Origin of the sequence: Streptomyces sp. AC558_RSS880 (genome assembly GCF_019049255.1) — a bacterium.
Classification (GTDB): Bacteria; Actinomycetota; Actinomycetes; order Streptomycetales; family Streptomycetaceae; genus Streptomyces.
In genome coordinates this window covers 126,049-152,311 of record NZ_JAGMUJ010000084.1, presented here as the reverse complement: position 1 = coordinate 152,311, position 26,263 = coordinate 126,049, and the positions used below count along the sequence as shown (strand labels likewise).

Genomic DNA, 26,263 nt, shown 5'->3' with positions numbered 1-26,263 from the left:
GGCTTCGCGGCGGGGCGTGGCGGGGCGCGGCGGACGGGCCGGCGCGGTACGCCTCAGATCAGTTCGGGTTGCGGTTCCGGTCGCCGCGCCGGTGCGGTCCTCGGCTCCCACAGCGCGGTGGTCCGTACGTAGCCGTAGATCACCGAGGCCGTCGCCAGCACCAGCAGCGGTCCGGCCACCCAGGGATGCTGGGCCATCGTCAGCGGCAGGAACCGGTAGGACAGCAGGAGCGCGGCGAAGACTGTCGCGCCGTAGGCGGCCAGCAGGACCCCCGACCGGTCCCAGCCCCGGTCGAACGAGCGCAGTGCCGCCTCGATCGTGAGCGTGAACACCACGCCGGCGAGGAGGTCCGCGCCGTAGTGGTAGCCGAATCCCAGCGTCGCGGCGAGCGTGGCGACCAGCCAGAACGTTCCTGCGAACCGCAGAGCGCGGGGTCCCTTCCGGGAGTGGATGAAGATCGCGGTGGCCCACGCCGTGTGCAGGCTGGGCATGCAGTTCCGCGGGGTGATCCCGTCGAACGGCATGGGGTGCGGGGTGTCGACCGGCGGCGGCGTCCGCGGCCACAGGTCGGCCACGGCCCAGGGCTCGCTGGGCGGCATGTCCGGCGCCCACAGACTGACCGCCGCCCAGTGCTCGGTGCCCGTGCCGTAGGCGAAGAGCGGCCCGACCACCGGGAAGATCATGTAGAAGGCGGGCCCGACGAGGCCGATCACCAGGAACGTGCGCACCAGGTGGTGGCGCGGGAAGCGGCGCTCGGCCGCCACGTGGCGCAGTTGGTACAGCGCGGCGATGACCGCGGCCACCGCGAGATTGCCGTAGACGAAGTCGAGGAAGTTGAAGCCGACGGGGCCGGTGGCCGTCACGATCCGGCCCGCCAGCCACGACGGGTCGCCCAGCGCGTGATCGGCGGTGGCCACGTACTGGTCGAGCACCGTCAGGCGGGTCTTCGACGTGATGAACAGCCAGGTGTCACCGGTCTTGCGGCCGGCCATCAGCAGCAGGGCCAGTCCGACGCCTTTCAGGAGCAGGACCCGTTCCCGGCCGGTGCGGCGGGTGACGGCGACGACCGCACCGCCCAGAATCACCCACAGGGCGCCGTTGCCGAAGGGGTGGCCGCCGTTCGTCTCGGCGTCGACCGCCCACCGGACCACCAGGAAGGCGACGTCGATGCCGATCGCCGCACCCACCGCGACGAACCGTTCCCGCCAGGTGAGCACCACCATCATCAACGCCATGGCGGCGTACAGCAGGCCGCCCGACTTGGGGGCGTACACCACCTCCCGCACCTGGTTGGTGATCGGCCCCGGCAGGCCGTAGTGACGCGCGGCGAACTCCAGCGCGACGAGGAACCCGAGGGTCACGGCACCCGCCGCGATCCAGAGGGCCGTCCGCGGCCGACGCCACACGGAGAGCGCGGCTCTCCGGTTCGTTCGCGAAAAGTTCTGCGGTGGTATGTGTCTCACTTTTGGCTGCTTTGTTAGTTGTCGGTCATGTCAGGGCGGGTTCCGCTCGTCACCTTCCGGCCGGAGCCGCCTTCCCCCTCACAAGGGCGGCCCGTCGGAGCAAGACGGAAAGACCGCAGCCCGGGTTCCGGCGAATCCGCCGTCGCCCGTGCGTCATCCGCCGGCTCCGGTGCGGGGCACCCTCCCGGCACTCCCGCCCACGGCTCCGGCGGCAGTCCGGCCCGTGCTGTTCTCCGCTCCGTCGGCCGCTCGCACCGCGGCGGGACGACGTCGTCGCGGGCGGCACCCGTGGAAACCCGCGTCGCGGCAGCGGTGACGTCAAGGGGCCCGCTCGGCGGACCTACGGGGATCACCGGGCACCGGCCCGGGCACGGCCACGAGGCGGTCGTACAAGGAGCACCGGCCTCGTGGCACCCGCGGCCGGGGCAGGCCCGGCCGAGGTGCGCGCGGGTGCGGCGCGGTCACTCCGGCAGCGTCTCCGCCGCGTCCCCCAAAGCCCCGAGACACCTCACGCCCCCTCGATCCGCCCCTGTACGCCACCTGTGCCCCCGATGTGCCCCCAGGCCCTCGCGCCGAGCGAAGCACAGCGAATCCGAGCAGGTCAATAGCCATGCGGAAGCCGTGCGGGCGCGCAAGCACCGTCACTTCCCGGGCCGCGGTGGGAGGAGGAACCGACATACCGGACGGCTGGTGCGAAGTGCCGTGCCCGACACCGCCTGCGGCCACATACCGCCCACACCGGGAAGACGGCAGCGGCCCGGCATCATCGCACGGCCGGACCGTGCGGCCGCTCAGGCTCCCGGTCACGTGGTGATCGTTCACCGTCCGCACGGCTCCGGATTGGGCGGGAGAACAGTTCTGCGCCCGGGGCGGGCGGATTCGCGCAGGGGTCTGATTGACTCCGCGCCCACCCCCACACCCGTACCCGCACCCCTTACCGGGGTGCCGGACCGACGTGAGCGGAGCAGCCCCCATGTCCTTCGGACCGCGGCCCTGGCACGGGCCACCGCACCAAGACGAGCCCGCGGCCGGCGCACGGCCCGCGGCGGAGCACGAGCGACGCGACGACGGGGAGGCGGCGCGACTGGCCGTCGGGCTGCGGCTCGGCGTCCGGATCGCCGTCGCCTGGCTGCTCTACGTGCTGCCCGCCGCCCTCGTACCGGCCGCGTACGGCACGCGGATCGCCGGACCGGTGAGCCTCGGCGTGCTCCTGGCCGTGGCGCCCCTGGCCGTCGGTGTGCACGCGCTGGTGGTGTACGGGCGGCGGGTCGACCGGCTCGAGCCGCGGCCGGGCGCCCGGAGGTCGTCGTGACCACGCTGCTCGATCCCTCGTCCCGGTCCCTCGTCTTCGCCGTGTTCTCGGTGTTCGTCGTGATCTGCCTGATGCTGTGCATCGTCACCGGCGCCGACGAGGACGACCGGGCCCTCGTACGGTCCGACAGCCGCCGGCTGCGCTCCTGGCAGCAGGGCATCGCGATGGGCGGCGACACCACCACGGTCGCGACGGTCACCGTACTGGTGGGCATGGTCGCCACGACCGGCTTCGACGGGCTCGGCGTCATGCTGGGCAGCCTGATCGGGGTCATGCTGCTCCTCGTACTGATCGTCGAGCCGCTGCGCGGGCACGCCTCGCTGACGGCCGCGGACCTGTTGGACGCGCGCGGCAGCGGCGGGACGACGGTACGCGTCTCGTGGGGCGTGGTGACCCTGCTCGTCTGCTTCCCGCTGCTGGTCGTGCAGTTGGTGGTGGTCGGCAACGTCGCCGCGGCGCTGATCGGGCAGCCCGGTGCGCGGACCGGCTGCATCGTGGTGATCGGCTGCGTGATGACGGCGCTGGCCGTCAGCGGCGGGATCCGGGGCACGGGCGTGGTGATGATCGCGAAGTCGGCGATCGCCCTGCCCGTGCTGGTGGCCGCCGCCGTGCTCGTGCTCCACCGCTTCGGCTGGGACCCCGGGCGGCTGCTCGACGCCGCCGCGCACGGCTCGCGGACGGGCGGGGCGTACCTGCGTCCGGGCGGCTACACCGGTGAGGGGTGGGTGGGGGCCGTGAACCGGATCGGGCAGACCTTCGGCATGACGATGGCCACGCTGGCGATGCCCGCCGTGCTGATGCGGGCGATCTCGACGAAGAGCCCGCGCGGCGCCCGGACCGTCGGCCGCTGGATGCTCGGCGAACTCACCCTGCTGTACGGCACGCTCGCCGTCGTCGGCGTCGGCGCGGCGGCCCTCGCCGGCGAGGCGCTGCGCGAGGCCGGTCCGGCGGCGCAGGTGTTCACGCCGCTGCTGCTCGGGCGGGCGCTCGACAGCGGCGGCGTCCTGGTCGCGGCCCTGGCCTGCGTCCTCTTCCTCACCGCGCTCGCGGCCGTGGTGGACGTGACCCTCGCCGCCGGCATCGCCCTGGGACGGGACGTGCTGGGCGCGTCCGCCAAGCCCGCCGCCAAGCCCGCCGGCAGGCGCCCGGCGGGCACGGCGGACGGTGCCGCGTCGCGGTGGTCGGCGGCGCTGACGGGGGCCCTCGCCGCGGTCGTGGCGGTCGTCGTCGCCGACTGGAACCTGGTGGTCGTCTCGACGCTCTGGCTCGCCGTCTGCGGCGCCGCCCTCGCGCCCGTGCTGCTGTACGCCCTGTACTGGCCCGGGTTCACCGCCCGCGGCGCGCTGTGGTGCCTGTGGGGGGCCACCGTGCTGAGCGTCGTGGCGCTCGCGCTGTCCCCGTACGCGTCCGGCACACCCGGGTCGATCTTCCCGGAGCACGACTTCAGGATCTGGGACGTGACGATCCCGGGCCTGGTGACGGTGCCGGCCGGATTCCTGCTGGGCTGGCTGGGCAGCGTCACGGACCCGCGCCGGGCGGCGGCGGGCGACGCACCGGATCCGGAGCGCCGCAGGGAACCGGACACCGTCTGAACCGTCCGCGTGCCGCCCACCGATGAGTTCCGGTGGGTGGCACGGTCGTATCCGGTACACGCACCCGGATGTGGAGGACACCATGACACGGAAGATCAACGCCAGCCTGTTCATCTCGCTCGACGGCGTCGTCGAGGCGCCCGACCAGTGGCACTTCCCGTACTTCAACGACGAGATGGGAGCCGCCGTCGGTACGGGCCTGAACACCACGGAGGTCCTGCTCTTCGGCCGCAGGACGTACGACAGCTTCGCCGGCGCCTGGCCCGAGCGGGAGGCGGCGGGCGGCGAGGACGCGGGCTTCGCCAAGCAGCTCGGCGACATGCGGAAGATCGTGTTCTCGCGCAGCCGGCTCGACCTGCGGTGGCGCAACTCCGAGCAGGCGCGGGGTGACGTCGCCGAGGTCGCCGCCGCGCTGAAGGACGAGCCGGGCGGTGACATCTCGCTGAGCGGCTCGGTCTCCGTCGTCCGGCAGCTGCTGGCCGCCGGCCTCCTCGACGAACTGCGCCTGCTCGTCCACCCCATCGCCGTACGCAAGGGCATGCGCCTGTTCGACGAGGGCGAGCCGTCGATCCCGCTGAAGCTGCTGAGGTCCGAGACGTTCACCACGGGCGTGCTGAACCTCGTGTACGGGCCCGACACCGCGCCGCCGACGGGCGGTTACGAGGAGGCCGTCGCCACGCTCGGGGAGTGACGGCCGGCTCGGAGGGCCTACCAGTTCTTGTACCGGACGTCGCCGAGGCCGCAGAAGGCGCAGCCGGGGCTCAGGAAGTCCGGCGTGCGGCGGAACTCCTCGTCGGCCAGGTGCCACCGGAGCCAGGCGGTGATGATGTGCTGACCGTTGCGGGTGGCGAGGATGTGGTCGGTGCCGTCGAGGACGTTGAACCACACCGGCACGTCGGTGCCGGTGTAGTCGCGTTCCATGTTCGCGGTGGCGAAGTCCTCGTCACCGCCGATGTACAGGGCCGGGTTGCGGAGGCTGTCGGGGCCGTTGCCGTCGAACGAGCCGCCGGCCACGTGGACGGTGGTCTCCAGCCGCGGTTCGTCGGCCACGTCGAACGTGCCGAGGGACCCGCGGGAGTGGCCGCCGAAGGCCACCTCGGAGAGGTCGAGGTCCCCGTACAGCGGGCTGCCCGGACTGGCGTTCCGGTCCTCCAGCCAGTCGAGGGCGTCGACCATGTAGGCGCCGTTGCTGGACGAGACCTCGCTGTAGACGACGAACCCGTGCGAGGCCCACTGGCGCAGCATGTCCTCGTAGTCGGCGGGGTCGGATCCCGCGCCCGGGCCCCAGACGAAGACCGGGTGGTCCACACCGTCGCGGCCCGCGTCGGTCGGGTACACCAGCCAGCCGTCGTCGCCGGGACCGGCGGATTCGTCGACGGTCACCGCGTACGGACCGGGCTCGGTGACGTCGTCCACCGGGGGCAGTGACCCGGTCGGCGGGTCGGTCGGGCCGCCGCCGTCGGCGGCCTCGATCAGCACGTCGTCGACGGTCAGCGTCTCCAGGGGGCTGCCCGCGTCCAGCGAGAACCGCAGCCGCAGGTCACCGCCCTCGACGGAGTCCGGCAGGGGGAACGACACCGCGCCCGTGGCGGTGCGCGCCGATTCCAGCACGGTGAACGGGCCGCCGTCGACCGAGTAGGCCACGGTGAAGGTCTCACCGAGGTCCAGCCCCGAGGCCGCCCGGGTGTAGGACAGGGTCAGGTCGCCGTACCCGGTCAGGTCGACGGGCGCGGACACCATGGACGGGTCGGAGGACAGCGACCCGCTGAGCCGGGCACCGTACGTCCCGGTCCTGACGGAACCGGAGGCGGTGAAGGTGCCGAGCCCGTCGGAGAAGTCCTCGCCGTAGACCGGCGTGGCGGCGGAGGCGGGGGGTGCCGCGACGCTCGCGGTTCCCACGACCGTGATGCCGACGGCCACGGCGCCGAGCAGGCGCAGCCGCCCGCTGATACGAGACATGTCCGAGATCCCTTCCGGGCACGCCGGCCGCCTGCGTCGGCGCACCCTTGCCGATTGCGCGAGTCGTGTCTGCCTCCGGCCCTCGCGGATCGTTCCGGGACCGGCTCGCACCGAGTCAAGCGGGCGGCCGGGACGGGGGAATCGGCGAAATCACCGGCCGGGCCGCGTGCCGGCGTCGCCGGGCCGCTCACCGCGTGGATGACGCCCGCGCGCCCGCGCGCCCGCCGGTCGTGCCGGGGGCCGTGACGCGCGGAGCGTTGACACGCGGACTTCCCGACGGCGGTTTGCCGCGGCCACATTGCTGGTTAGGGTGGCGGGCAGAGACTGATCCCGATGCCCTCGGCCAGGGGGATGGACGGGCCGGCGGGTTCAGGACTGCACAGGCCGATGGCTCCCGCGCGGGCCAAGTCAGGCACGACGGGGGAGTGGCTCGGTGGTGGGGAGTTGGCGCCGGCGGAAGCCGGAGGACACGCCGACCGGCGTCGGTGGCGTGGGATCGCTCCTGGTGATCCCGGCCGTGCCGGTGGGCGGCAGCGGGCGGTTCCCGGGGGCGCGGCATCACGGCAGCCGCGGGTGACACGGCGTCGGCCCCGCGGGGAGGGGGAGGCGCGTCGCATCCGCCGGATGGTCCGCGACGGTGCGGGGGTCTCCGCGTGACCGGCCGGTCGGCGCCCGTGGTGCTGCCCCTGTCGCTGCGCGCGTGGCTCGGGCCGATCGCGGCCCTCGCCGCGCTGGTGGTCGTCGTGCTCGGGGCCCTGTACGCCGGCGACAGCGAGCCCGGCACGGTGGATGCGCGGATCCGGGCGGCGGTGGAAGGGGTGGGGCCGCAGACGCGGTACGTCGCCCTGGCCACGGACTTCTTGGGGGAGCCCGTGGGAGCGGCGACGCTGGTCGTGGGCACCGTGACGGGCTGCCTGCTGTTCCGGCGTCCTCGCGCGGCGGTGCTCGTCGTCGCCGGCACCGGCGCGAGCGTGGCGACGACGAAGCTGCTCAAGCCCCTCGTGGGACGCGCCATCCACGAGGGGAGCCTGTCCTACCCGAGCGGGCACACCGCCTTCCTCACCGCGTTCGCCCTCGTGGTGGCGCTGCTCGCGGCCGGCCGGCTCGGCCTCGGCAGGACGGCCGGCACGTCACTCGTGCTCGCCGCGGCGCTGGTCGCCGGAGCCGCGATGGGCTGGGCGCAGGTCGCCCTGAGCGCGCACTACCCGACCGACACCCTCGGCGGCTGGTGCACCGCGCTGGCGGTGGTACCGGCGACCGCGTGGCTGGTCGACCGGACGGCCGACCGGCTGGGCGGTCGCATGGCCGACGCCGGTCGGCCGGAGCCCCGCTGACGTCACGCCGAGCGGCGGAACACCGGCTTCACCGGGCGTCCGCCCAGCCAGGGGGTGGGGTCACCGGCGTCCAGTGCCTTCCGGTACACCGCACACGCCTGGGCCACCACGTCGACGGTGTGGTCGATGTCGGCGTCGTCGAGCGCGCCGCTCACCACGAACGACGGGGCCAGCACCCCGCCCGCGAGGAGCCGGCGCAGGAACAGGGTGCGGTACCGCTGCGACGGCTGCCCGTTCTCGTCGAGGGTGGCGAAGACCAGGTTGCTGGCCCGGCCCCGGACGACGACGTGGTCGCCGACGCCCATGCCGGCCGCGGCCTCGCGGACACCGGCGGCCAGCTTCTCGCCGAGGGCGTGCAGCCGCGCGGTGACGCCCTCCTCGACGTAGGTGGCCTGCACGGCCATCGCGGCGGCCAGGGAGTGCGTTTCCGCACCGTGCGTGGTGGACAGCAGGAACACCCGGTCGCCGGAGTGGCGCAGCCCGCCCCGCTCCATCAGCTCGCGGCGCCCGGCCAGCGCGGAGACGGCGAACCCGTTGCCCAGCGCCTTGCCGAACGTGGAGAGGTCGGGGACGACGCCGTACAGGCCCTGGGCGCCCGCCTCGGACCAGCGGAAGCCGGTGATCATCTCGTCGAAGACCAGGACGCAGCCGTGCCGGTCGGCCAGCTCGCGCAGGCCGGCGAGGTACCCGGGCGGCGGCTCGGTGTGGGTGGCGGGTTCGAGGATCAGGCAGGCGACCTCGCCCTGGTGACGGTTCAGCAGCTCCTCCGTGGCGGCCAGGTCCCCGTAGGGGAACGCCACGGTGAGGTCGGTGGTCGCCGCCGGAACGCCGGCGGACATCGGCGTGGTGCCGATGAACCAGTCGTCGACGGAGAAGAACGGGTGGTCGGCGCAGAGGGCCACCCGCGGGCGCCCGGTGGCGGCGCGGGCGAGGCGCACCGCGGCGGTGGTGGCGTCGGAGCCGTTCTTCGCGAACTTCACCATCTCGGCGGTCGGCACCGTGGCCAGGAAGCGTTCCGCGGCGTCGGCCTCCAGGACGGACGGCCGCACGAAGTTGCTGCCGCGGTCGAGTTCCCGCCGCACCGCCTCGGTCACGCGCGGGTGGGCGTGGCCGAGGCTGACCGACCGCAGGCCGGAGCCGTACTCGACGTAGCGGTTGCCGTCGACGTCCCACACATGGGCGCCGCGGCCGTGGCTGATGACCGGGGCCAGGTTCTCGGGGTACTGGTCGTCGCCCTTGGCGTAGGTGTGCGCGCCCCCGGGGACCAGGGCGTGCAGCCGCTCGTTGGCCGCCCGTGAGCGGGGCAGTTCGAACTCTTCGGTGTCCACGGCGACCTCAACTCTCTCTGTGCTTCAGGACCTCGGCGAGGCTCGGCGCCTCCCGGTCCCGCTGGGACATCGATGTGACCGGCAGCGGCCAGGGGATGGCGAGCTCCGGGTCGTCGAAGGCGATCGTCACGTCCTCGGCCGGATCGTGCGGGCGGTCGATCCGGTACGAGGTGTCGGCGGTGTCCGTCAGCGCCTGGAAGCCGTGCGCGCACCCCGCCGGGATGTACAGGGTCGCCTGCGTCTCGCCGGACAGCTCGAAGGAGGCCCGGCCCAGGTAGGTCGGCGAGCCCGGCCGCAGGTCCACGACGACGTCGAAGATCCTCCCGTACGAGCACCGCACGAGCTTGGCCTCGCCGGCGCCGGAGCGCAGGTGCAGTCCGCGCAGCACGCCCCGGACCGAGCGGGACACGCTGTCCTGGACGAAGACGTCCGGGTCGAGGCCCACCGAGCGGACCACGTCGGCGTCGAAGGTGCGGCAGAAGAAGCCGCGCTCGTCGGCGTACGGCGTCGGCTCGAACAGGTATGCGCTGGCGATCGCCGGGACTTCGGTCGCTTTCATGGAGCCTCCTGGCGGGCGTGGGTGTGACCGGTCGCCGGGAACAGGGCCACGGTCAAGGCGGTGAACTGGTCCTCGAGACGCCGGGCGATGTCCCGGTTCCGCTCGATGAGGGCCCGCCGCAGCTCGACCGATCGCTTCTCCAGCGCCCGGAACTGTTCGAGCAGCCGGTCGGCGTCGACCTCGCGGGCCGGGTGGCAGTAGGCGCCCAGCCCCATCTCGGCCATGAGCGCGTCGCTCTTCGCCGCATAGCTGAGCGCCAGCGTCGGCACGCCGGCCTTCAGCGCGCAGACCAGGTTGTGGTACCGGGTCGCCACCACGGCGTCGGCGACCTCCATCTCCTTCACCAGGTCGGCCAGCGAGGCCGCCCCGGCCGCGGTGACCAGCGGCGAGTCCACCGCCTCGAGGATCGCGGTGACCACCGGCGCGTCGCACGCGTCGCCGGTGAGCAGCCGGACCCGCCTGCCGTCCTCGACCAGCGCGCGGACGAACCGGATCGTCCCGTCGAGGTAGCGCCGGTGGATCTCCCCGGCCCGGGCGCGGTCGTCGTTGCCGCCGTGGAAGTCCATGACCCCGACGCAGATCTGGCCCGGCGTCCCCGGGGACGCGATCGCCGGTGGCGGCGGCATGGCGAACGCGAGGTCCGGGTGGACCTCGTCGCGCGCGGTGTCCACACCCATCGCCCGCATCGCGTCGCGGGACAGGACGTCCCGGTACGACCGGTAGGCGGCCAGCCGCGCCGACCAGCGCACCAGGGCCCGGGTCGGCCGGTCGCGGATCGTGTCCGCGCCGACGCCGACCAGCGCGACCCGGGTGCGCAGCAGCCGGCCGCTCGCGCAGAGCAGGAACAGCGAGTACGGGAAGCCCCACGGCCGCAGCGGCAGCGTGGCCTCCAGGACACCCATGCCCGGCACGATCACCACGTCGTGCCGGCGCACCCAGGCGGCGGTGCGGACGGCGTCGACGAGTTTGCCCAGGCCCTTCGCCGCGACCGCACCCGCACGCGACGCGGTCCGGTACTCCCCGCGGTACCAGTGCAGCCGCGTCGCGGGGATCCCGTACCGGGCCGCGACGACCTCGGGGCCGCCGCACATCGCGTCCACGACCGCCTCCGGGTGCTTGGCGCGCAGGTACCCGAGGACGGCTTCGAGCGACCCGTCGTTGCCGAGGTTGCCGGAGCCGAGCAGGCCGAACACCCCGACGCGCACCGGAGTCACGCCCGCCTCCGCTCTCGCCCGGCGACGAGGGCGTCGACGGAGACACCGGACAGGCCCGGGTCGACCGGGGCGCGGTCCTCGACCCGCTCGCCGGCGCCCGGCCGGGCCCGGCTGGCCGCCCACGCGGCCAGGTGGCGGTAGCAGGCGCGCCGGTCGGCCGGGGACAGCGGCGCCCGCCGGATCGCCGAGACGAACCCCCAGACGTACTCGGCGAGCAGCCGGGGCGTCGGGTGCAGCGGGCCCGCCCGGCGCGGGTCCAGGTTGACGCACCGGGAGCGCTTGGACGGGTTCGCCCGCTCGGCGCGGGTGGGGTGGTCGCGGCGGAAGTACAGCAGTTCCGGCACCTGGTGGAAGGGCCCGTGGAGGCCGATCTCGGCGACGAACGTGCGGTCCGCGTGGTGGTAGCTGTCGTGCGGTTTCACCCTGCGCAGCACATCGGCCCGCATCACCCCGTAGAAGTCGTCGCCGCCGGGCTCGAACAGCATGCTGCGGAAGCGCACCGGCGCGTGCGGCGAGCCGGTGGCGAGCGTGTACTCGTACGGCACCTTCACCCGGCCGTCGCCGTCGATGACCGCCTGGTCGGCGTGGGCGAGGATCACGTCGGGCCGCTCGTCCAGCGCCTCCACGCAGCGCCGCAGCAGGTCCCGGGCGTACAGGTCGTCGTGCGAGGCCCACTTGAACAGCTCGCCGCGGCACTCGGTGAACACGTAGTTGTGGTTCGGCGCGGCGCCGATGTTGCGGGGCAGCCGGATGTAGCGGATGCGTGAGTCCTGGGCCGCGTACGTGCGGCAGATGTCCTGGGTGCCGTCCGTCGAGGCGTTGTCGGAGACGACCAGCTCGAAGTCCTCGTAGGTCTGGCCGAGCAGGGCGTCGAGCGACTCGGCCAGGTACTCCTCGCCGTTGTACACGGGCAGGCCGATGCTCAGCCGGGGCTGGGGGGTCATGGCGTCCTCACTTCACGGATGGTGTTCTGGTGGTGCTCGCGCAGGGCGGACCGCAGGTGCAGCCACCACACGGCCGAGGAGCAGACGGTCGCGGCGGCGACGCCCCAGGCCGAGCCGGCCGTGCCGGCCGCGGCCGCCCCGCCGAGCCCGCCGCCGACGTAGCAGGCGGAGGCGAACAGCTGGGCGCGCAGGCTGCGCGGGGCCGCGCCGAGCGCGCGCAGCCCGGCCGCCGCGCCGGTGCCGAGGCCGGCGCCCGCGACACCGAGCGTGACCGGCACGACGAGCTCCGCGGCAGAGCTCCAGACGCCGCCGAGCACGAGCTCGCCGGCCCGGTCCGGCACCAGCAGCAGCGCCCCGCCCCAGAGCAGCGCGGCGACGGCCTGCCCGCCGCCCAGCACGAGGCAGAACGCGCCGACGCGGTGCGGGGCCTGCCGCAGCACCCGGGCCGCCTCCGCGACCGTGACCAGGGACAGCCCCATCAGCACGGCCATGAACGGGCCGAGCAGGAGCTCGGCGCCCCGGATCACACCCACCGCGCCGACCCCGACGATCACGCCGAGCCCGTACGCCCGCAGCTGGCTCGCGCCGCTGTTGCTGACGTTCTCGACCAGGTACCGGTAGCCGAGGTCGCGGTGCTCGCGCACCCACGCGCGCGCTCCGGTGAGCCGGGGCCGGATGCCGGACTGGAGACAGCCGTACACCGCGGCCACCGCGGCGGACCCGCCCCAGGCGAGCACGAAGGCGGCCACGCTGCCCACGCGGGCCGCCAGCACCAGGGCCGGGACGAGCGCGACGCCCCACACGAGGTCGTTGACGAACGCCTTCCGCCCGGCGCCGGCGGCGAAGAACGCGAACCGCCACGCGTCCTGCAGCAGCAGCCCCGGCAGGACGACACCGAGGCAGACGAACGCGGGCCCCACCCGGCCGCCGAGGGCGAGCCCCGCCAGCACGGACGCCGTGCCGAGGGCGGCGCCGACGCCGAGCGCGGCACCCGACGACCGGGCCACCGCCCCGCGCCAGGACGCGTCCGGCACACCGCTGAAGCGCACCACGAGCGGGTCGGTGGCCAGTCCGCGGGAGACGTTGAGCACCACGCCGTAGGTCACCCAGGCGAGGCTGAACACGCCGAACGCGGTGACCCCCAGCGAGCGGGCCACGTAGACGCCCACCGCGAAGTTGCTGATGCTGGAGGCCGCCTGGTCGGCCAGCCCCCAGGACAGCCGCCCGAGGACGGCCCGCCCGGCGGTGGCCGCCTTCGTCCTCGTCTTCTCCCCCTCGGTGGTCATCGGCGTCATGCCTTGATCAGCCCGGCACCGCGCAGGGCGTCGGCCGCGGCGGCGACGGTGTCGAACGGCAGCCCGGACCGTTCGGCGACGTCCAGCAGACCGTGCTCGCCGTCGGAGAGGCTGAGCACCCAGAGCATGGCCATCTGGGCCTGCTTGGTGTCGCTGCGGCCGCCGAGCGCGTCGTACAGCCCGCGCCGGCCCAACTGCGGCTCGCCGTAGGGGCTGAGGTTGAGGTAGCGCCGGTTGCGGTCCAGTACGGCGAACGCCTCGCGGCAGACCGCGAGGGTGTCCGCCATCGCCTCCGGGGAGACGAAGTCCAGGTCGTCCGCCGAGGTGTGGTACTCGGGGTAGCCGGCGTACGGCGTCCGGCTGAGCGAGCCCACGCCGAGATCGAACCCGGGCGAGCAGAACTGCCGCTCGTCGTAGCCGTACGGAGTGAACTCCCTGATCTCGTGCGGGCGTTCGGAGGCGGCCAGCACGTGCCCCATCACCCGGTCGATCTCCGCGTCGCCGCGCCTGCTCCGCTTGTACGTCAGCTGCCCCGGGTCGCCGGCGCAGGCCAGCACCAGACCGTGCTTGACCCGCTCCACCCGTTCCCTGTTGCGGGCCAGCCAGGTGATCGCCCCGATGGTGCCGGGCGCGAAGAGGAACCGGTAGGTGTAGTACGGCGTCCGCTCCGCCAGCGCCCGGGCCAGGAACGTCGCCACCGCGACGCCGGCCAGGTTGTCGTTGGCCAGCGACGGGTGGCAGACGTGGCAGGAGACGATCACCTCGTCGGGGACCTGCCCGGGGACCACGTGTTCGGCGTAGGTGAGGTGGCCGTCCGCGAGCGTGGAGTCGATACGCACCTCGTACTCGCCGTCCGGCATCGCGTCCAGGGTCTCCTGGGCCAGGCAGAACCCCCATTCCGGCCGGTAGTAGCTGGTGCGGTACGGCACCCAGGACGGGTGCTCCGGCAGGGTGTGCAGGTGTGCGCGCAGCTCGGCCAGCGGCATGGTCGCCGACACGGGCACGCTGTAGCCCAGCACGTGCAGGCTGGACGCGGCGAAGTCGACGACCCGCCGGCCGGAGGCGTCGGCGATGTACGCGTCCCGGATGTTCCACTCCTGCGGCACCGTCCAGTCGAGCACCTGCGTCCCGGTCGGCACCTCGTGCACCCGCAGCGGGACGTACTCGCCGACGATCTCCAGGGTGGCGCGCACCCCGTCTCCGGTGATGCTCCGGCACAGCGGGTACAGCCGCTCCACCAGCGCGTACATCTCCTCGCCGGAGCCGGAGCCGGAGCCGGAGCCGGTCGCGGTCACCGGCGCCACCGCAGGGTGTCGTCGACGGCGCCGGCGTCGGACGCCGCGCGCAGCACGGCGAGGCGGGTGAAGCGCCGCTCGAAGTCCTCCCGGGTCAGCCCGTGTTCCCGGTAGGCGTCGGCGAGTTCGAGCGCGCCCCGCTTCACCGTCCACTCGCAGTCGAAGCCGGGTATCGCGGCGCGGAACCGGGAGAAGTCCACCCGGTACGACCGCGGGTCGGCACCGGTCTCCCCGGTGATCACCACCTTCGAGCCGGACACCGCCTCGGCGACCTCCTCGGCGATGTCGGCGACCGTGACGTTGTTGGTCTCGCTGCCGATGTTGAACGCCCGGTCGTGCACCGCCTCGCGCGGCGCCACCAGCGCGGCCGCGAAGGCCCGTGCGATGTCGGCGGCGTGCACCAGCGGGCGCCAGGGGGTGCCGTCGGAGAGCACCAGCACCTCGCCGGACAGCAGCGCGTGGCCCACCAGGTTGTTCAGCACGATGTCGGCGCGCAGCCGGGGCGAGTGGCCGAAGGCGGTGGCGTTGCGCATGTACACCGGGCTGAAGTCGCCGTCGGACAGGGCGTGCAGGTCGTCCTCCACGCGCACCTTGGACTCGGCGTACGGCGTCACCGGGCGCAGCGGGGCGTCCTCGGTCACCAGGTCGTCGCCGCCGGCGGCCCCGTAGACCGAGCAGGTCGACGCGTACAGGAAACGCTGGACCCCGGCGTCGCGGGCCAGCCGGGCCAGGCGTACGGACGCGTGGTGGTTGATGTCGTAGGTGAGCTCCGGCGCCAGCGATCCCAGCGGGTCGTTGGAGAGCGCGGCCAGGTGGATCACGGCGTCGACCCCGGCCACGTGGTCGGCCGTGACGTCGCGCAGGTCCACCCGGTGCCCCGGCGGGTCGGCGGGCGCCGGACCCAGCACACAGTCGGCGAACAGGCCGGAGTCGAGCCCGACGACCTCGTGCCCGGCGGCGGCGAGGACCGGGGCCATCACGGTGCCCAGGTAGCCCTGATGTCCGGTCAGCAGTACACGCACGGTTCATTCCCCCAGGTCGAGAGTGAGTTTGGTGACGGCGAACGCCTCGGCGTAGCGCTCGTGGCATTCGATTCCGCGGATCCGGGCGAGACCGAGGAACGCCTCCCGGTCGTACCAGGGCCGGTGCCGCTGCGAGGGGTAGTGCTCCTGCAGCAGCCGTACCTTCCGTTCGGCGGTCTGGGGCGACAGCGGCTGGTACGCCACCGGACGGCCGAGATCGGCGTCCCACTTGACGATCTCGTAGCCGAGCACGAGGTGGTCGCGGAACGCGGTGGGCATCAGCCGCGCCAGACCGCGGTGGTCCTGGTGCGCGTCCTCGGCGCGCGGGGCCAGCACGAGATCCGGCTCGGTCCGCGTCCGCAGCTCCTCGACCGCGGCCTTGGCCTCTTCCCAGTGCGCGGGCAGCCGGCCGTCCGGCAGCTTGAGCACGGTCAGCCGCAGATCGGCGCCCGGGCAGAAGGCGGCGAGCGCGGCCCGCTCCTCCTGCTCCCGCTCGCCGCCACCGCCGGAGAGCACCAGCGCGTCGACGCGGACACCCGGCCGCGCGAGGCACAGGGTCAGCAGGGTGCCGCCGGCGCCGATGGCGATGTCGTCGCAGTGCGCGCCCACCGCGACGATCCGGTCCGGACGCCCGGTGCTGAGCCGGATCACGCGCTCACCCCCGCGCCGTCCCGCTCCCACACGGCCCACGGGCGGTCGCCCCGGGCGTAGGCGGCGTCGAGCGCGGCGCGCTCCTTCACGGTGTCGGTCGGCTTCCAGAAACCGCGGTGCCGGTGCGCCACCAGCCGGCCGCGCTTGGCCAGCTGGGCGCAGCCGTCGGCGACCAGGTCCCCGTTCTCCGGTATGTGGTCGAAGACTTCCTGGCGGAGCACGAAGTAGCCGCCGTTCTCCCACAGCGGCAGCTCGCTCACCGCGGTGATGCCCCCCACCAGGCCGTCCTCGCCCAGGTCCACGCAGTGGAACGAGGACTGCGGCGGCACCACCATCATCGACGCGCCGGCGTCGCGCCGGGCGAAGTTCTCGATCATCTCCGGCAGCGGGGCGTCGGTGAGCACGTCGGCGTAGTTGGCGAGGAACATCTCGTCGCCGTCCAGGTGGTCCCGCACCCGGCGCAGCCGCTCCCCGATCGGCGACTCGATGCCGGTCTGCGCGAACGTGATCGTCCAGTCGGAGATGTCGGTGGACAGCAGCTCGGTGCGTCCGCCGCGCAGCACGAAGTCGTTGGACGTCGTCTCCTCGTAGTTGAGGAAGAAGTCCTTGATGTGGTGGGCCCCGTAGCCGAGGCACAGGATGAACTCGGTGTGCCCGAAGTGCGCGTAGTAGCGCATGACGTGCCAGATCAGCGGCCGGGGGCCGACCATCGCCATCGGCTTGGGCACGTCGTCCGCGGCGCCGCTGCGCATCCGCATCCCGTAACCGCCGCAGAACAGTACGACCTTCATGCTGTGACCTCTCGGGACGCGGCCTCGACAATGCTCAGTTCCGGGATGGGAAAGACCAGCCGGCCGCCCCACTCGTGCACGAAGGACAGCTGCTCGACCAGCTCGGCCCGCAGGTTCCACGGGAGGACGAGCACGTAGTCCGGCTTGTCGGCGGCTATCCGCTCGGGCGGCAGGATCGGGATGCGGGTGCCCGGGGTGAACCTGCCGTGCTTGTAGGGGTTGCGGTCGACCGTGTACGGGAGCAGGTCGGGCCGGACGCCGCAGTGGTTGAGCAGGGTGTTGCCCTTGCCCGGGGCGCCGTAGCCGACGACCGTCTCGCCGCGCTCGGCCGCCTCGATCAGGAACCGCAGCAGGTCCCGGCGCACCTTGGCCACCCGGGCGGAGAACTCGGTGTACCCGGACAGCTCCTGCAGTCCGGCGGCCTTCTCCCTGGCCAGCACGTCGGCCACGCGTCCGCTCGGCTCACCGGCCACCTCGGCCGGCCGGGCCCACAGCCGGACGGAGCCGCCGTGCGTGGGCAGCAACTCGACGTCCACGAGCGCGAGTCCGCCGCTCGCCAGGGCCCGGATCGCGGACGCGACCGTGTAGTACTGGAAGTGCTCGTGGTAGATCGTGTCGTACTGGTTCTCCTCGATCAGGGTCAGCAGGTGCTGCACCTCGACGGAGACCCAGCCGTCGTCGGCGACCAGGGCGCGCAGCCCCTGGGTGAACCCGACCACGTCGGGGATGTGCGCGTACACGTTGTTGGCCACGACCAGGTCCGCCGGGCCGTGCTCGGCGCGGACGGCCGCGCCGGTCTCCGGGCTCAGGAACTCCGTGAGCGTGGGCACACCCGCGTCCCGGGCCGCGGCGCCGACGTTCACCGACGGCTCGATGCCGAGACAGCGGATGCCCCGGTCCACCACGTGCCTCAGCAGGTACCCGTCGTTGCTCGCCACCTCGACCACGAAGGCGTCGGTGCCGAGACCCAGCCGCGTCGCGGCGCCGTCGACGAACGTGCGCGCGTGCTCCACCCAGGAGGTCGAGTACGAGGAGAAGTACGCGTACTCCTTGAACGTCTCCTCGGGCGTGATCAGCGGCGGGATCTGTGCCAGCCAGCAGTCGGTGCAGACCCGCAGGTGCAGCGGGTAGGCCGGCTCCGGCTGGTCCAGTCGGTCCGCGGCGAGAAAGCTCTCACACGGCGGGGTCGCCCCCAGATCGACGACGCTCGCCAGCGCCGCCGAGCCGCAGAGTCGGCATCGTGTCATCTGCTGTCCCCATCCCCCCTGCTCGCGCGGACGCCCCGCCGCGAGCCGGTGTTTTTGTTGCCTGACGGCGGCGCGCTGTCCCCGCCGCCGGACCGGCCCGCGATCGCGGATCGGTACTCCTCCAGCAGGCGCCTCAGCCCGACGTCCGGGCTGAAGTCCTGTTCGTAACGGCGCCGGGCCGCCCGGCCCATCTCCCGGTTACGGACCGGATCGGCCGTGATCCGGCGTATGCCGGACACCAGCGAGGCGGTGTCGCCCGGCCGGTGCAGCAGCCCGGTCACCCCGTCCTCGACGAGTTCGGCGAAGGCGCCGTGACCGGCGGCGACGGCCGGGACCCCCGCCGCCATCGCCTCCGCGACCACCAGGCCGAACGTCTCCATGGCCATCGAGGGGGCCACCATGGCGACCGACCGCGCGACGGCCTGCCGGCACTGGGCCGGGTCGTACAGGCCGGCGTACCGCACGTCGTCCCGGCCGGCCGCCCAGGCGGTCACCTCCTGCTCCAGCGGCCCCGCGCCGGCGAGCACGAGCGGCACGCCCACACCGCCGTCCGCGGCGATCTCGTCCCACGCGGCCATGAGCAGCCGTACGCCCTTGGCCTCCGCGAGCCGGCCGAGGAAGAGCAGGTGCTCGCCGGCGCCCGCCCGCCCGGTGCCCGGGTCGGGCACGAAGTTGTGCTTCACCACCAGCCGCTCGGCCGGCATGCCGGACCGCACCAGGACGTCGCGCTGCGCCGCGGAGATGCAGAAGAACCGCTCCACGCCGGACCACCACCGCCGCCGGTTGACCGACAGGCCGACGGCGAGCGGCACCGTCGCCAGCCGGGAGTTCCGGTAGCAGCCGTGCCGGACGGCGGGCAGCGACACCGCCGTCCCGACGCACTCGGTGCACAGCCGGCCGTCCCGGTGCAGCGTGCCGGGCGGGCAGACCTGGGTGTAGTTGTGCAGCGTGGCGACGACGGGCACGCCGGCGTCGGCGCAGGCGGCCAGGACCGCGGGCGACAGGAGCGGGAAGACGTTGTGGACGTGCACCACGTCCGGCCGCTCGGCGCGGAGCCGGGCGGCGAGCTCCGTACGGACCGCCGGGTTCCACGGCACGAGCAGCGGCACCGCGGCCTTGCGCGGCAGGGACATGGCGGCGATGTCGTCGCTGCGCCGCTCGAACACCCCGACCCGGTGGCCGGCCGCGCGCAGCAGCCCCACCTCCTGGTCGACGACCCTGTTCTCCCCGCTCGGCTGCGCCGAGGAGTAGCGGTTGTGCACCACGAGGACGTGCATGCTCGGGATCACCTCCGGTCCCGGGCCCAGCGCGGGACACGTCGTCGGGGAACTGCGGGCGTCGTCAGGGGCGTGGCCGCGGCGGGCGCCGCCAGCAGCGAGGCCGCCAGGGCCAGGTGCAGCAGGTACGGCGAGGCGTCACCCAGCCCGGCCTCGGTGTACGACGAGATCGCCACGTAACTGATCAGGAAGATCGCGCAGGCCCTCGGCAGCGACGGTGGCCGCAGCAGCGCGACACCGCCCAGCACGGCGATGAACGCCGCCACGACGGTGATGCCGGTCAGACCCTGCTCGTGGTAGACGGCCAGCCAGCTGTTGTCGATGGGCAGCCCGTCGAACGACTTGTCGCCCAGGCCCGTGCCGAACAGCTTCTCCGTGGTCGTCCGGGGCGCCGCCAGCAGGGCGTCCCAGACCTTGGCCCGGCCGGTGAGGCTGGTGAAGTTCTCCTCGGTCTGCCCGCGCAGGAACCACGCCCGCAGCGCGGAGGCGAACCCCACCGCGGCCACCGCGGCGACGAGCACCGCCCAGGCGAAGAACCGGCGGGCGGCGGCGCTGGTCAGGACGAGCGAACCGATCGCCAGCGTCAGCCCGACGAGCAGGCCCACCGTGGCCGTCCGGGTGTGGGTCAGCGCGAGCACGGCGAGGGAGGGCACGATGACCACCGCCGCACCGGCCCGGTCGGTCCGGCGGCCCAGGACGAGCAGCACGGTGAGCCCGATGATCACCGCCGAGTACTGGCCGATCTGCGGCGGGGTGAGCGGCCACAACGCGCCGACCAGTCGCCCGCCGTAGAGCTCGGGCATGGCCGTGCCCGGCGAGACGGCCAGGCCGGCCACCGCCGACCCGAGCACCGCGAAGTACATCCGGATGTGGTACCGGACGAACGTCAGGCCGCCGTCCCACCACCGGGTGAGCAGCCACAGCGTGCCGACGAAGACGGCCAGCCGGGCGCAGCGGAACAGCGCGCCGGCCCCGGACTCCGGGTCCGCGCTGGAGATCACGCTCGGCACCAGCAGCAGGGTGAGCAGGAACACGAAGGCGCTGGCCCTGATACGCAGCGGGCGGTTGAGCACCAGCGCCAGTGCGAACGCGGCGACCAGCGCGCCCATGGTGACCAGCTGGATGAGGGAACGGGGCAGCGGGACGATGGTCTGTGCCCCGGTGGAGCCGAGCGTGTTGAGGCCCAGCAGCGCCCAGACGATCCCGACGGTCCTCGGCGTGCCGGCGGGGAGCGGCTCGGCGCCGGGCCGTGTGCCCGCCGTGTCCGGTGCGCCCGGCGGCCCACCGCGCATCGGGGTCCCGCCCATCTCAATCACCGGCCCGTGGGCGGAAGGTGCTGCCCTCGTCCTGCCGGTACGGCGCGGCCTGCCACTGCCCGGGGTCGATCACCCGGCTCGGGTCGTGGACGACGAAGCTCCACGGCCCGGCGTAGACGTTGTCGTGCCAGCGGTTGTGCTGCTCGAGGGTGATCGCCTCGGCCACCCGGTCGCCCTTGTACGGCGACCAGTCCGGGTAGGTGCCGTAGTTGGCCAGCACCGCCATGCGGTCGCACCGCACCGTGCACCCGACGACGGACTTGTCCAGCACGAAGCGGTTGTCGTGGATGTCCACCCGCTGGGTCTTCCACCGGCAGTCGGCGTGGAGCGGTGCGGTGGCGATCGCCGGCTGTGCGCAGCGGTCGGTGTCCTCCACCAGCAACGTGCAGTCACCGGACGAGGTGTTGGCCGGGCTGTTGCAGAACCGGTCGGCGTTCTCCCACAGGGTGATCCCGTTCCAGTTGTTCTCCAGCACGTTCCGGTGGACGTCGATCTTGTCGGTGCGGGCCCGGACCCGTGGTTCGCCGCCGGCCTCCGACAGGTAGACGGTCGCGTACGGGAAGGTGTCGCCGCGCTCGGCGGACCTGCGGCCCTCGACCCAGTTGTTCCGCCGGATCATGTTGTTCCGGATGACCGCGTTGTAGCTGATCTCGTAGATCAGCGCGGCGCCGTCGTTGGCCTCGAGCACGTTGTCCTCGATGCGGAAGTCGTTGTTGTTGGTGTCCGCCCACAACCCGGGTCCGCGGTTGTCGTGCACCCAGTTGCCGCGTACGTCCGCGCCGTCCACGGCCCAGAACTTGACGCCTCCCGTGCAGCCGCAGCCCGGCTTGCGCCTCTCCCAGCCGTCCCTGTTGTTGTCCGTGATCTCGTTGCCCTCGACCAGCAGGCCGCCGATGCCGGTGGACTTGTACGCGTTCAGGCCGTACTGACCGTTGCCGCGCAGGCAGTTGCCGCGGACCCGCTGGCGGTTGCCGGCCATCATCCCGGCGCCGGAGTTGTACTGGATCCTCGTGTGCTCGATCACCCACCCGTCGGCCGAGCCGGAGTTGACCACGCCCTCGTCGTGCGGAGCGACGAAGTGCTGCACGGTCAGGTGGCGGACGGTGACGTCGCGGGCACTGCCGCCGAACGCGTACTGGCTGGTCCTCCGGCCGTCGAGCACCGCGCCCGGCGCGCCGAGGTAGCGGTTCCCCTCCTTGGGGACGACCTGGGCGTAGCGTTCCGGCGCGAGCCGGTGCTTGCCGGGACGGAGCCAGAACGTGGTGTGCGCGGGGCTGCTCTCGGTCTTCGCGGCCAGGTCGCCGACGACCGCGGGGTCGACCGTCACCGCCCCCGCCGGCGCCTTCGCCGGTCCGGGCGCGGGCTTCGCGCACACCCGGGCCACGGCCGTGGACGGCGCACCGGACGCGGACGGCGCACCGGTCGGCTCCGGCCGGGCGTCGTCCGGCGTGCCCGTACAGCCGGCCACCGCCGGCAGGACCAGCGCCAGCGATGCGGCCGGTAACGCCCAGTGCCGCCACTTGATCCCCACGCGCCCCCCTAGCCGCGGAATCCGAGTACGGTGGTGAACTTCTCCGCACCGCCGGTGGAGCCGGTGCCCACCAGCGTGGTGGCGGGTTCCTTGCGCCCGAAGCCGGCGGAGTACCAGCCCAGCGGCGGGTCGCTCTCGCCCCGGTGCGCCCGCCAGGACAGCTGCCCGGGCAGGTCGAGCACCGCGGAGCGGTCCTCGCCGTCCCGGGTCCAGGTGAGCTCCGCCCGGTTCCCCGCCAGGTCCGCGGTGACCGCCGGGCCGAGGTGGAACGCCAGGCGTACGGCCCGGTGCGGGCCGCGCACCTCGTCGACCACCCTCAGCTCCCGGCTCGCGGCCGTCAGCTCCACCCGGCGGCGGTGCACGGAGGGCCGGTAACCGTCGTGCTCGGCGCACCAGCGGGCCGACCCCCCGTCGAAGGAGCCGGTCGTGTCCACGGCCAGGACGCGGCTGCGGGCGTGCCGGGTCCACAGGAACGGGCCGCCGGAGACGGACTGGTCACCGCCGTCCAGTTGCAGGGTGTTGTGGCCGAGGGTCGACCGGAAGTACCGCCGCCACTCGGGCTGTCCGTGGTAGCAGTACGTCCCCGGGTCGGCGAGCACGTCGACCCCGTCGTGCCGGACCTCCACGGACAGCGCGTCCGCGTGGGCGTGCGCGGCGATGGACAGGAATCCGTGCGGGCCGCCGTCGCAGCGGCACCAGATCTCCCCCGGACCGCGCAGGATGGTGAGCCCCGCGTCGGCGAAGTGGGCCGGCCGGCTCGCCGGGCGGGTCACGGACGGTTCGGCGGGCTTGACGAGCGCGGCCAGCAACGGGGTGCGCACATCGGTGCCGGTCACCTCCGGCCACCAGGCGAGCCGGCCGAACACGGCGTCCCCGGTGGTCAGCAGCGAGGCCCAGCGGTCGGTGCCGGCGCCGTCCACGACCAGACCGTGCCCGTCGTCCGCGTCCCCCTGGCGCGGCGGCCGTAACCGGCTGTCCACGACGGCCGCGAGCGCGTCGGTCATCCGCAGCAGCACCAGCCGGACGGTCGCGGGGACCGGCACGCCGGCGGCGTCCGCCTCGGCCACCGCGGCCAGGCCGAGCTCCAGCACCAGGCCGTGGTACTCGGTGGCCAGCTCGCGGTTGAGGCCGGAGCCGAAGGTGTTGGCCCGCAGCTGCCGCTCCAGCGACCGCAGCGCGTCGGTCCGCCAGCGCGCCGAGGCGGGGAACCACCCGAACGCGCAGGCCGCGGCGAACTGCCCGGCGGCCTCGGCGATGACGTGGTTGTTCGCCGAGGACCCCCGGCTGGGGAAGGCGGCCAGCCAGCGCTGGTGGTGCCAGATCTGGTTCACCGCCACCGGGTTGCCCTCGAACAGCCCGGCCGCGCCCGGCCAGCCGTCGAGCAGCCGGCGGATCCACACCCAGGACAGCAGCCGGATCCCCAGCTCGATGCCGCTGGTCCAGTGCACCCCGCGCAGCGGCGCGTTGACCGCCCACCACGACCGCAGGTGCCCGGCCACCCGCTCGGCGTACCGCTCGTCCCCGGTGACCGCGTAGGCGGCGGCGAGCACGGTGAGGTACTGGTGCCGGGACGGCTCCCAGATCTGCTTGATGTCCCCGACCGCGTCCTCGTCCCGGTACGGCACGTCGAACGCGTAGCCCTCCGGAGCCCGGCGCCCGGTCTTCGGGTCGTACCACCAGTCCGGGTCGGTCAGGTCGTCGCGGACCACCCCGAAGTACTCGGCGTGCCCGGCCATCAGCCGGTCCGCCTCGGCGACGAGACGTTTCACGGCGTCCGCCGGCACCGCGGCGATCGTCCCCGCGGGCAGGACCGCGGTGAACCGGGCGCCGGTCACGCTCGGGCAGTCCGGCAGCGCCGACCGCCACCGCCGTCTGCGCACCGTGTCGCCCACCCGGCCGCCGATCTCCCGCGGCCCCATCCGGGACAGTCGCCGCAGGTACCAGCCCGCGCTCATGCTCATCGCGCCCCCGCCAGCGTCACCGGCGCGCCCCCGGCCAGAGAGGCCTGTACGGCGAGGGTGGCCGCCGTGGTGGCGACCAGCGACTGAAGTGGCACCGGCATCGGTCCGCCGGTCCGCACGGCCTTGACGAACGCGGCCAGTTCGGCGTTCTGTCCCTTGTCCCGGGCCTTGGGCAGCCGCGAACTGACCCACCGCTTACGGCTGTAGACCGAGGCACGGACGAAGTCGTCGAGCCGCAGCACCTTGCCGTCCGCGAGGAGATCCAGCGTCTCCTTGGGGAACCCGGACGATCCGGTGGTGACGTAGCTGATCGTGGCGGTGGACCCGTCCGGGTAGCCCAGGACGACCTGCAGGTCCTCGTTGCCGGACGGGGCGACCGCGTACACCGAGACCGGGTCGGCCTCCAGCAGCCAGCTCGCCGTGTCGATGAAGTGCCCGCCCTCACCGGTGAACCGCGAGCCCTCGGTGCCCTGCCGGAGGTACCAGCTGCCGTGGTCGAGGCGGCCCGCGTTGACGAGGTAGCGCAGGCTCGCCGGACCGCTCCGGGCGCCGAACCGCTTTCTGGCCTCCTGCAGCAGCGGCGCGAACCGGCGGTTGAAGCCCACCTGCAGCCGGTCGTTGCCGGACTCCTCCACCGCCGCGAGCACCCCGGCCAGTTCGTCCTCGGTGAGCGCCAACGGCTTCTCCACGAACACCGCCTTGCCGGCCAGCAGCGCCCTGCGGGTCAGTTCGGCGTGCGAGCTGTGGCGGGTGACCACGAACACCGCGTCGACGGACTCGTCGCCGAGCACGGCGTCGAGATCGGTGGTCGCCCCGGCGAAGCCGAACTTGCGCTGGGCGTTGGCCGCGGACAGCGCCGTCGTGGTGACGACCGTGGACAACTCGACGCCCTCGCGCCGTGCCAGGTGCGGCAGCAGCATCGACGACGCGTAGTTGCCCGCGCCGACGAACGCCAGGCGCACCGGCGTCCCGGCGGCCCTCGCCGCACTCCGCTTCACGTGCACGGCGGGCACGGCCACCACCGGGGCCTCCGCTTCGACCGTCTGTCCGGGGTAGCGGAACAGCACGGCCACGGCCTTCAGTTCGCCGTCCTTCAGGCTCCGGTACGTCTCGACGGCGTCGTCGAAGTCGGCGACGTGGGAGACCAGGGGCTCCACGTCGACGCTGCCGCGGGCCATGAGATCGAGGAAGCACGCCAGGTTGCGGCGCTCGGTCCAGCGGACGTAGCCGATCGGGTAGTCCCGCCCCTCGAGCTCGTACTCCGGGTCGTAGCGCCCGGGACCGTACGAACGGGAGAACCGGACGTCGAGCTCCTTCTCGTAGTACGCGTTCCACGGCAGGTCCAGGCGGCACTTGCCGATGTCGACGACCCGGCCGCGGTCCCGGCTCAGCTTGGCGGCCAGCTCGACGGGCTGGTTGCTGCCGCCTCCGGCGGCCAGGTACACCTGGTCCACACCGTGCCCGCCGGTGAGTTCGGCGACGGCCGTCTCCACGGCCGCGGACGCGGGATCGCCGCAGGCCGCCGCGCCCAGGCGCGCGGCGAGCTCGCAGCGCACCGGGTCGGGGTCGGCCCCGACGACGCGGACTCCGGAGGCGGTGAGCAACTGCACCACCAGCTGCCCGATCAGCCCGAGGCCGACGACCAGCGCCACCTCGCCGAGTTGCGGCTCGCCCTGGCGGACGCCCTGCAGCGCGATCGACCCGACGGTGCCGAAGGCCGCGTGCCGCGGCGCGAGGCCGTCCGGCACCGGGACGTAGAGGTTCTTCGGCACCCAGTTCAGCTCGGCGTGCAGCGCGTGCTCGTTGCCGGCGCAGGCCACCAGGTCGCCGGCCTTCACGTCGTCGATCCCGGCGCCGACCTGCTCGACCACCCCGCACAGCGAGTAGCCCAGCGGCGTGTAGGAGTCCAGCTTGCCCATCACCTTGCGGTAGGTGGCGGGCACCCCGTTGGTGGCCACGCTCTGCACGACCTTGGCCACCTGGTCCGGCCGGGAGCGGGCCTTGCCCAGCATCGACATGCCGGCCTCGGACACCTTCATGAGCTCGGTCCCGGTGGAGATCAGCGAGTAGGCGGTCCGGACCAGCACACCGCCCGGCTTGCACCCCGGCACCGGCACGTCGAGCACCGCCAGCTCGCCGCTCTTGTAGTTCTGTACGACCTGCTTCACGCGA

21 protein-coding genes are annotated in these 26,263 nt (G+C 73.5%); 4 read left to right on the top strand and 17 right to left on the bottom strand.

All coding sequences use genetic code 11. The annotated features are described in order from the left end of the window. Positions 1–53: 53 nt before the first annotated feature. Positions 54–1,406 carry a DUF5933 domain-containing protein gene (locus KUM38_RS25475; protein WP_217132101.1) on the bottom strand — a complete coding sequence of 451 codons (1,353 nt, stop codon included), beginning with the start codon at positions 1,404–1,406 and terminating at the stop codon, positions 54–56. A gap of 1,030 nt (positions 1,407–2,436) precedes the next feature. Here KUM38_RS25475 and KUM38_RS25470 point away from each other — a divergent pair. The 3 genes from KUM38_RS25470 to KUM38_RS25460 all read left to right on the top strand — a co-directional run bounded on the left by KUM38_RS25470 (position 2,437) and on the right by KUM38_RS25460 (position 5,058). Beyond that, positions 2,437–2,775 (top strand): hypothetical protein, encoded by a 339-nt coding sequence (locus KUM38_RS25470; RefSeq protein ID WP_217132098.1) that lies wholly within the window; start codon positions 2,437–2,439, stop codon positions 2,773–2,775. Beyond that, a complete protein-coding gene (locus tag KUM38_RS25465; protein WP_217132096.1) occupies positions 2,772–4,367 on the top strand; it encodes a transporter in 1,596 nt (531 codons plus the stop codon). Before KUM38_RS25470 ends, KUM38_RS25465 begins: the two co-directional genes overlap by 4 nt. An 82-nt stretch (positions 4,368–4,449) precedes the next feature. Then, entirely contained in the window at positions 4,450–5,058 is a 609-nt protein-coding gene (locus tag KUM38_RS25460) for a dihydrofolate reductase family protein (RefSeq protein WP_217132094.1), read from the top strand. A 17-nt stretch (positions 5,059–5,075) separates the two neighbouring features. On the opposite strand, the gene KUM38_RS25455 is transcribed toward KUM38_RS25460, so the two are convergent. After that, entirely contained in the window at positions 5,076–6,326 is a 1,251-nt protein-coding gene (locus tag KUM38_RS25455) for a hypothetical protein (RefSeq protein WP_217132092.1), read from the bottom strand. 653 nt (positions 6,327–6,979) lie between these two features. Here KUM38_RS25455 and KUM38_RS25450 point away from each other — a divergent pair. Further along, positions 6,980–7,660, top strand: a complete 681-nt coding sequence (locus tag KUM38_RS25450) for a phosphatase PAP2 family protein (RefSeq protein ID WP_217132090.1) — start codon at positions 6,980–6,982, stop codon at positions 7,658–7,660. Between the two features lie 2 nt (positions 7,661–7,662). Here the strand turns inward: KUM38_RS25450 and KUM38_RS25445 are convergent, their stop codons facing one another. From KUM38_RS25445 to KUM38_RS25375, 15 genes are read right to left on the bottom strand one after another with little or no spacing between them, the layout of a single operon-like run. Next, positions 7,663–8,988 carry a glutamate-1-semialdehyde 2,1-aminomutase gene (locus tag KUM38_RS25445; RefSeq protein ID WP_217132087.1) on the bottom strand — a complete coding sequence of 442 codons (1,326 nt, stop codon included), beginning with the start codon at positions 8,986–8,988 and terminating at the stop codon, positions 7,663–7,665. 7 nt (positions 8,989–8,995) lie between these two features. Next, positions 8,996–9,547: a dTDP-4-dehydrorhamnose 3,5-epimerase gene (gene rfbC, locus KUM38_RS25440; RefSeq protein WP_217132084.1), complete on the bottom strand. Its 552-nt coding sequence runs from the start codon at positions 9,545–9,547 to the stop codon at positions 8,996–8,998. Next, the gene (locus KUM38_RS25435) at positions 9,544–10,761 is read right to left on the bottom strand and encodes a polysaccharide pyruvyl transferase family protein (RefSeq protein ID WP_217132082.1); all 1,218 of its coding nucleotides are present in this window, start codon (positions 10,759–10,761) and stop codon (positions 9,544–9,546) included. Before KUM38_RS25435 ends, rfbC begins: the two co-directional genes overlap by 4 nt. Beyond that, complete coding sequence (locus KUM38_RS25430; protein ID WP_217132080.1) at positions 10,758–11,705, bottom strand: glycosyltransferase family 2 protein; 948 nt, start codon at positions 11,703–11,705, stop codon at positions 10,758–10,760. Before KUM38_RS25430 ends, KUM38_RS25435 begins: the two co-directional genes overlap by 4 nt. Further along, positions 11,702–12,991: a hypothetical protein gene (locus tag KUM38_RS25425; protein ID WP_217132072.1), complete on the bottom strand. Its 1,290-nt coding sequence runs from the start codon at positions 12,989–12,991 to the stop codon at positions 11,702–11,704. The genes KUM38_RS25430 and KUM38_RS25425 overlap by 4 nt, the downstream gene beginning before the upstream one ends. A 5-nt stretch (positions 12,992–12,996) precedes the next feature. Then, complete coding sequence (locus KUM38_RS25420; RefSeq protein WP_374227077.1) at positions 12,997–14,304, bottom strand: DUF4910 domain-containing protein; 1,308 nt, start codon at positions 14,302–14,304, stop codon at positions 12,997–12,999. Continuing rightward, on the bottom strand, positions 14,292–15,317 hold the full coding sequence (locus KUM38_RS25415) for an NAD(P)-dependent oxidoreductase (protein ID WP_217132069.1): 1,026 nt from the start codon (positions 15,315–15,317) through the stop codon (positions 14,292–14,294). Before KUM38_RS25415 ends, KUM38_RS25420 begins: the two co-directional genes overlap by 13 nt. Positions 15,318–15,320: 3 nt before the next feature. Then, positions 15,321–15,968, bottom strand: a complete 648-nt coding sequence (locus tag KUM38_RS25410) for a PIG-L deacetylase family protein (protein WP_217132067.1) — start codon at positions 15,966–15,968, stop codon at positions 15,321–15,323. Beyond that, positions 15,965–16,759: a glucose-1-phosphate cytidylyltransferase gene (locus KUM38_RS25405; protein ID WP_217132065.1), complete on the bottom strand. Its 795-nt coding sequence runs from the start codon at positions 16,757–16,759 to the stop codon at positions 15,965–15,967. Before KUM38_RS25405 ends, KUM38_RS25410 begins: the two co-directional genes overlap by 4 nt. Further along, the gene (locus KUM38_RS25400; protein WP_217132063.1) at positions 16,756–18,006 is read right to left on the bottom strand and encodes a class I SAM-dependent methyltransferase; all 1,251 of its coding nucleotides are present in this window, start codon (positions 18,004–18,006) and stop codon (positions 16,756–16,758) included. Before KUM38_RS25400 ends, KUM38_RS25405 begins: the two co-directional genes overlap by 4 nt. Then, a complete protein-coding gene (locus KUM38_RS25395; RefSeq protein WP_217132061.1) occupies positions 18,003–19,283 on the bottom strand; it encodes a glycosyltransferase in 1,281 nt (426 codons plus the stop codon). Before KUM38_RS25395 ends, KUM38_RS25400 begins: the two co-directional genes overlap by 4 nt. Positions 19,284–19,291: 8 nt before the next feature. Then, positions 19,292–20,590 carry an O-antigen ligase domain-containing protein gene (locus KUM38_RS25390; RefSeq protein ID WP_217132059.1) on the bottom strand — a complete coding sequence of 433 codons (1,299 nt, stop codon included), beginning with the start codon at positions 20,588–20,590 and terminating at the stop codon, positions 19,292–19,294. Position 20,591: 1 nt separating this feature from the next. Further along, the gene (locus KUM38_RS25385; RefSeq protein ID WP_217132057.1) at positions 20,592–22,130 is read right to left on the bottom strand and encodes a right-handed parallel beta-helix repeat-containing protein; all 1,539 of its coding nucleotides are present in this window, start codon (positions 22,128–22,130) and stop codon (positions 20,592–20,594) included. Positions 22,131–22,138: 8 nt separating this feature from the next. Next, entirely contained in the window at positions 22,139–24,091 is a 1,953-nt protein-coding gene (locus KUM38_RS25380; RefSeq protein WP_217132055.1) for an alginate lyase family protein, read from the bottom strand. Beyond that, a complete protein-coding gene (locus KUM38_RS25375) occupies positions 24,088–26,259 on the bottom strand; it encodes a bi-domain-containing oxidoreductase (RefSeq protein WP_217132053.1) in 2,172 nt (723 codons plus the stop codon). Before KUM38_RS25375 ends, KUM38_RS25380 begins: the two co-directional genes overlap by 4 nt. Positions 26,260–26,263: the final 4 nt, after the last annotated feature.

Excerpts from the sequence above, each read along its gene's own strand:
- KUM38_RS25400 (WP_217132063.1), bottom strand. The coding sequence starts at position 18,006 with ATGACACGATGCCGACTCTGCGGCTCGGCGGCGCTGGCGAGCGTCGTC.
- KUM38_RS25390 (WP_217132059.1), bottom strand. The coding sequence starts at position 20,590 with ATGGGCGGGACCCCGATGCGCGGTGGGCCGCCGGGCGCACCGGACACG.
- KUM38_RS25430 (WP_217132080.1), bottom strand. The coding sequence starts at position 11,705 with ATGACCCCCCAGCCCCGGCTGAGCATCGGCCTGCCCGTGTACAACGGC.
- rfbC (WP_217132084.1), bottom strand. The coding sequence starts at position 9,547 with ATGAAAGCGACCGAAGTCCCGGCGATCGCCAGCGCATACCTGTTCGAG.
- KUM38_RS25460 (WP_217132094.1), top strand. The coding sequence starts at position 4,450 with ATGACACGGAAGATCAACGCCAGCCTGTTCATCTCGCTCGACGGCGTC.
- KUM38_RS25380 (WP_217132055.1), bottom strand. The coding sequence starts at position 24,091 with ATGAGCATGAGCGCGGGCTGGTACCTGCGGCGACTGTCCCGGATGGGG.
- KUM38_RS25395 (WP_217132061.1), bottom strand. The coding sequence starts at position 19,283 with ATGCACGTCCTCGTGGTGCACAACCGCTACTCCTCGGCGCAGCCGAGC.
- KUM38_RS25405 (WP_217132065.1), bottom strand. The coding sequence starts at position 16,759 with ATGAAGGTCGTACTGTTCTGCGGCGGTTACGGGATGCGGATGCGCAGC.
- KUM38_RS25470 (WP_217132098.1), top strand. The coding sequence starts at position 2,437 with ATGTCCTTCGGACCGCGGCCCTGGCACGGGCCACCGCACCAAGACGAG.
- KUM38_RS25455 (WP_217132092.1), bottom strand. The coding sequence starts at position 6,326 with ATGTCTCGTATCAGCGGGCGGCTGCGCCTGCTCGGCGCCGTGGCCGTC.
- KUM38_RS25425 (WP_217132072.1), bottom strand. The coding sequence starts at position 12,991 with ATGACCACCGAGGGGGAGAAGACGAGGACGAAGGCGGCCACCGCCGGG.